Origin of the sequence: Armatimonas sp., from assembly GCF_031410135.1 — a bacterium.
Classification (GTDB): domain Bacteria; phylum Armatimonadota; class Armatimonadia; order Armatimonadales; family Armatimonadaceae; genus Armatimonas.
Window position 1 is genome coordinate 1 of the sequence record NZ_JANNYP010000609.1, and the last position, 5,979, is coordinate 5,979.

The following is a 5,979-nucleotide window of genomic DNA, read 5'->3' on the forward strand; positions in this document are numbered from 1 at the left end:
GGCAGGGGGAGGAGGGATGTCATTGAACTTTCTTCGTTTCTGGTTTGTTTCTTGAGCAGACGGGAGATTCCCGAACCCTGAAGAAAAGAAAAACCATGAAACAACTACTCACCCTGGCCACGGTGGCCTTGATCGCTGGAACAACACTGACTGCAAGCTTTGCTCAAGACAAGATGGGCAAGATGAATAAAATGGGCGGCGAAAAGAAAATGGCGGGCAAGATGCAGTGCGCCGAGTGCGCCAAGCTCACCAAGAAGATGGGCAAGACGACGGAGTGTGCCCACTGTAAGACAATGCATGCCGCTGAGAAAGCCAAGATGGGAAGTAAGTCCAAGATGTCAGGCGACAAAATGGGTGGCAAGATGGACGATAAGTCTAAAATGGGCGATAAGTCCAAGATGTCGGGCGACAAGAAAAAAATGTAGCCCGTCAACGGATCAGCCACTCCAGCCAGGCACGTAGTAAACTTACCCCGCAAACCGCGTGCTGTAGGCCGGAGGGCTGGTCCCCTAGTCCCCCATAGGGACGCAATGTCGTGAGCAGGAGCTTCCCTGCTCCGACTTGTACCTCGCACACATAGGCGTGCACCTGGGCGCTACGGGCGTCGGTTCGTGTGAGAACTGGACTCAGTGGCACGCCGAGCAGCTGTTGCAGAGCCTCAGGCTCAAAGGCGCAGTCGGGTGCCACACCATACAAGAGAACATCCGCGTTTTTTTCATAAGGAAAGCTGCCCCAGCTTGGGTGATCATGGGCGAGCAGCGCGGCCTCACGAAAGAACGGCAGGCCCAGTGCGGGCAGTCCGCCAAAGGCCGAGGGCTGAAGGTAGAGAACGCGCCCGCCGTTGCGAGCAAACCCCAGCAGCTCCGGGCTCCAGGCTGTGGCAACGATAATCCCCGGCCCACCCAGCCCTAGATTGGGGGAGGGAAGTGTCTTCCAGCCCGTTACTTCCTCAAAGCCCGCCAGAAGCCTCGCCGGGTCGTAGAGATTGGTGATCGCCCCCGGCGACGTTGGGACGCGTTTTCCAAACACCCAGAGCGGCCAAGTGTTTTTAGAGAGCGTCTTGCCCGCCGCTGTCAGCTCCACGATGAGAGCTGCCTTCAGGGCTCCTCCGCCTGCGGGGGGCAGAGGGGGTGTAAACTCAATCACACCCAGCTCGTTTACCTCGCCTGCCTCCAGTGGCCCCAGCGTCAGCTCGCCGCTCTGGCCTGTGGAGGTTTTCCAGCGTAGGACGGCTCCTGGCCCCAAGGTCTTGCCAAAGTGCGAGACGCCCACATGCCGTCGAATCCTCTCGCTCGACCAAGCTCCCACGCGGTCTGTCCACACCACCCGATCCCCACCCGCAATGCGCTCTCGCCGCCGGTCGGGCTCGATAAAGAGTACGGTGTCGGCATTGAACTCACCCGGCTCAGGAAGCCCTGCCAGCGTGTAGCCTGCGGTAAAGGGCGAGGCGCGGGCAAGCTCGACCATGTGCTTTGCAACGAGTGAGGAAGACGCACGCAGGTCAGTAATTAAAGTGGGCTGCCTCGCGCGCCAGCGGGGCGCGAGGGCATCGTAGGTGGGGCGAACAAAGGGCAGGTCGCAGGAGAGAAGTAGCTCGCTGTAGTCTGCAAGCTCTGGCGGAGCCTCCAAAACGTCGCTGTCTAGCTCGGCGGAGCCGGAGCAGTCTCGCACAAGGGGTGAGTAGGTTTGTTTCTTTACCACGGCGTAGAGCTGCGCGGTCAGCGTGGCATCTCTCCCTCGGCTCAGTGCGCCGCCCACTGTCCAGAGCAAGATCGCCGGATGATCCCCAATCTGCCGCACGATCCGGGCGTACTCCAAGAGAGTCTGCTTGGTGAAAGCCTCGCTTTTGGCAAACGGCCCCAACGGTAGCTCCACCCAGAGCAGAACCCCGAGGCGAGCCGCGAGCTCGAAGTAGGCACGGGGCGGAACCCAGCCCGAGAGCATGATGCCATTGAAGCCCAGCGCCTTTGCCCGCTTGAGCTCCGCCTCAAACACCTCAGGCGGTGGGTTGGGAGCCCGCGTCTTCTCGTAGCCATCATTGGCGAGCAGGCCACGAAAGTAGATCGGCTGCTCATTGAGCAAGATCCGCTCACCGTCGCGCTGGACTTTCCGGAAGCCCACGGTGCGTGTCTGGCGATCCGAGAGAAGATTGTTTTGCGTTGCCGTGACGGTCAGGGTGTAGCAGTGGGGCGCTTCCGGGCTCCAGAGCAGCGGCCTAGTGACCGTTAGATTCACCACTGTCACCACTCCCGACTTCGTTGCCTCGGCCTGCGCCTGTGCCACGGGATTGCCCTCAGGATCGGTGAGCAAAAACGTCACCAGCGCCCGTGTGCCCGAAGCGAGATCAAGCTCCGCCTCTACCGCGACGTTTCCCTGGCTATCGGCAGGAGCCCAGAGTTGCGCAATTCTTGCCGGGCCGGTGGTGTGGACGCGAGCCTCTTGCCACGGCCCGCCCCAAGGAGCCTCAACAGCCAGTGTCTGGTTCAGCGGAAAACGCACACTGCCCGGCTTCTCCACTCGTAGCGTCAGCTCGCGCGTGCCTGCGGGAAGCTCCCACGCAAACGCATCCCAGAGCCCCGTGTGCTCCCCAAGCTTCTTGCCATCGGCAAAGCCTTCGCAGTAATAGGAGACCGCATCGAACTCCCACCACAGGCGTGTTCGGGCTCCCCCATTATTGGGGGCAGGGGGGGCGGTGGTTCGGTACCAAACGGGGCCGGAAAATGTGGAAGGGATGCCGTCGTTCTCCCAGCAGCCGGGGACGGTGGCAGGTCGCCAGTCTTTTGCGCCCTCGCGGCGTAGCTCCCAGACGTGGGGAAGTGCTTGATCCGGCTCGACTTCGTTCATCGCCCAGACCCCCAGGGCCGTTGTCTGCAGAAAGCTACGACGATCCATATGCTCGCACTATAGTCACTCTGATCGTCTCGTAGGTGAGATTGTTCCCAAAGCGTGGGCGCGGTAGAATTGCGGTATGCTCCGCCGCCACTACCGTGCTTTACTTTTTCTGAGTGCTCTGGTGCTGGCCGCCTCGCTGATGGCCCTGCGTGCTGGCTATGCTGTGGCGCGTATCCCTCAGGACATGGGGCTCTGTGAGGGGGATGGGCCTTGGCTCATCTCAGCCAATGAGCAGCCCCTCCCAGATGGCTCGGGCCGCAGGCTTCAGCTAATGCCGGGCGGGCTCTACCGATTAGTGCACACGGAAGAAGCGGTCGCGACGCATATCAATAAGCCCACGGGGCATCTGCTGGGCATCACCCCCACGCTTCGCGCCGTTGTCTACGAGCCAGGCTTTCCCACGTTGCGCCCGAAGAATCCGGCGGTGGCAGCCATCACGACTTTTGGCATTGGGGAGCGCGAGCTCTCCCTTAAGACAAGCACCTTGCGTCTTCCCAAGACCGTTCAGACCCTCGAAGACGCGGTGCTCTCGCCGCAAGGAACGCAGATCGCTTGGTTTCTCACCAGTTCCTACGACCGTCCAGGAGTGGCTACGCTCGGGCGCTTCTTTCCGGGCCTCGCCGAACGTTTTCCGCCCCACCGAGTGCTAGAAATCTGGGTGAGCGATGCCAAGGGCGATCACTTGCACAATATTGCCGCCGCCCCTGCCCCATCAGCAGTTATCAGCATCGGCTGGAGCCAGAAAACGGGGAAGCTGATGGTTGCCTACCAAGGTAAGCACTACCGTCTGCGCTAGCTACTCGGAGAAGTCTCCTCTGCCCACAAAGACATCGGCATACTTGCGGGCGGGAGTGGCAAGCGGGTGCTTGGGGTAGCGCTTCACCAGCCGCGCCATGAGTAGAGAGGCTTCTTTGCTGTGATCCTGCCAAGGGCGCTGACGACGCTCACGTTTTTTCTCACCGTCTCCCACATATTCCTCAAAGCGCCCCTCGGCATCTGCCCGCCACCACTCGTTGAGGCCATCTAGGCGATCAGCAGCGCAGGCGGCGCGGTAGAGTGCGGCAGGTGCGATCTTGGTATGGGGGTAGTCCTGCGCGATCTCCAGACAGATCTGGCGCGTGTGGGCATAGACCTCGTGCTGGTACATGTAGCGCTGGACGGCCCTATCATCGGCGGGCGTGGCGAGTGCCTTGTTCCAGTAGTTATTAAAGTTGAACATCCGCCCCCCTTGCCAAAGTGGAGCATTGTAGAGCTGGAGGAGCCCCTGGGTGTAGTAGGCACGGGCGTAGTCGTAGCGGGCCGATGCTCTTGCCTCGGTGCCGCGTGCTTTTTCCGCTGCCCGCCAGAGATGCGAGAGAGTGGCGAGGACTTTCTTGGGACTGGCCCCTTGCTCGGCAAAGCTCTGGCCCCAGTCGGAGTCCTGCGTCGTGCCGCCCACAAAAAGCGCGTAGGATTTCTCGGGTACCCGCGCCAGCCAGAGGCGGGCTTCGTCCCAGTGCTCCAGCCGCAAGTGCCGCAGGGCGAGGCTGTAGGCGAGAAGGTCTTTGTGGTACGTTCGAGTGCGCTGGTAGCTCTCCAGAGTCGCAATCGGCAGGCGAGCATCAATCAGATAGGCGTAGTCGTCGCGGTAGTTAATAGCCAAGTACTGGTCCAGCGCCGTGGGAAAGTCTCCTTGGCCCTCCGCGACCACGGCCAGAAGCTCACGGGCCGCGTGGCGAACCGTGCTACGGGGACAGGTGTCCAGCAGGTGCTCCAGATCTTTGCGTGCGGCGGTCAGCTGCCTCTGGCGGTAGCGGCTACTGGCACGAACATAGAGCGCACGGCCTCGCACTCTCTCGTCGGGATCGTTGGTGGCGGTGCGTGCCCAGCGAGCCGCACGGCGGAAGTCGTCGTTCTTGTAGTAGATCTCTGCCAAGCGCACGCGTAGCACGGCGGGTAGTGCCTCACGCTCCGCAATCCGATCCGCGAGTGCTGCCAGCCGGAGAAAGTCTTCGGGCTTGTTGTCGCAGTGATTGAGGCGGAAGTAAAAATAGGGCGTGGCCAGCGATGGGTCTTTCACCAGGCGATCCAGAAATACTTTACCCGTATCGGGCTTGAAGAGAGCAAGCGAGCGGGAGATCCCCCGGAGCGCGTGCCTGTACTGCCGATGATCCGTTGCACCATTGAGAGCATGCAAGTAAGCAATCAGCTGAAGCGTGCGCAGGCGCGGCTCCAAAGGCGAGTTTTCAGACCGTCGTCGCACGTCCACAATCGAGTTGCCATCGTTGAGGGCGCAGTAGGTGCTTGCGGCAGCTTCGTAGTGCCCCTCGTCTAGGTCTGCACGGGCCAGCAAGCCACGGGCGGCGACACGAAAGCGCGTTTTGGGGAAGGCACGCAGGAGCTGCTCGGTGGCGGCGCGGCCCGTGCGGACACCGTCGGGGATGGCTTTATGGAGCAGGCACGCACGGGCGATCATCAGAAGCGCCGCCTCACGCTTCTCGCCGTCGGGAAACTGGAGAACCTGCGCCTGCCAGAGTGCAACGGCATCTTTGTAGTTGAGCCACTGCGCCAGCCCAGCAGCGTGCTGGTAGGCAGCGTGCTCGCGAAGCCAGCGGGGCAGGGAGTTATCGGAATGAAGCGTTGCAAACGCATCCCGCGCCTCATTCCAGCCCGTGTTGGAGCCTTCCAGCCTGTCCAGCGCCGCCAGATAGCGCCGCACCGGCTCGGCAGGTGGGTTGGGGTGTGCCAGCACTTCAAGCCGATCCTGCACCTCGCCACTGGCTCCAAAGCGTGCGACAAATCCCTCCCAGAGCTGCCGGGCACCCACAAAATCGTCTTTTCCAACCACCACCCTTGCCAGCGTCTGTGTTTTCCCAAGTGCGCGAAGCCGCTTTGCGGCACGCTCCTCATCCCGCTCCACGCTCAGCTCCTGGTGGCGAACCTGATCCAAGCCTTCTGTATAATGGCCGGGACGGTCGTCGTCCTCACGACTCCAGACACGGCCACGGCGGGGGGCGATGCCAAAATCGGGCTGTGCACTATGAAAGTGCACCGAGGCAAGGTGATCCCCATAGCTTCCCCATGACGGTGTGGTCAGCGCCAGCAAGG

At 61.6% G+C, this 5,979-nt stretch carries 4 protein-coding genes; 2 read left to right on the forward strand and 2 right to left on the reverse strand.

The features are described from left to right. The first annotated feature begins 95 nt into the window (after positions 1 to 95). Positions 96 to 425, forward strand: coding sequence for a hypothetical protein (locus RMO15_RS22340; protein WP_309717448.1), 330 nt, complete (start codon positions 96 to 98; stop codon positions 423 to 425). 4 nt (positions 426 to 429) lie between these two features. Here RMO15_RS22340 and RMO15_RS22345 read toward each other — a convergent pair whose 3' ends face one another. Continuing rightward, positions 430 to 2,892, reverse strand: coding sequence for a hypothetical protein (locus RMO15_RS22345; RefSeq protein ID WP_309717451.1), 2,463 nt, complete (start codon positions 2,890 to 2,892; stop codon positions 430 to 432). 76 nt (positions 2,893 to 2,968) lie between these two features. Here RMO15_RS22345 and RMO15_RS22350 point away from each other — a divergent pair, with 76 nt between their 5' ends. Continuing rightward, on the forward strand, positions 2,969 to 3,688 hold the full coding sequence (locus RMO15_RS22350; RefSeq protein ID WP_309717453.1) for a hypothetical protein: 720 nt from the start codon (positions 2,969 to 2,971) through the stop codon (positions 3,686 to 3,688). Here RMO15_RS22350 and RMO15_RS22355 read toward each other — a convergent pair. After that, positions 3,689 to 5,979 (reverse strand): hypothetical protein (locus RMO15_RS22355; protein ID WP_309717456.1); only part of this gene is annotated, 2,291 nt, incomplete at its 5' end. It lies immediately after the preceding gene.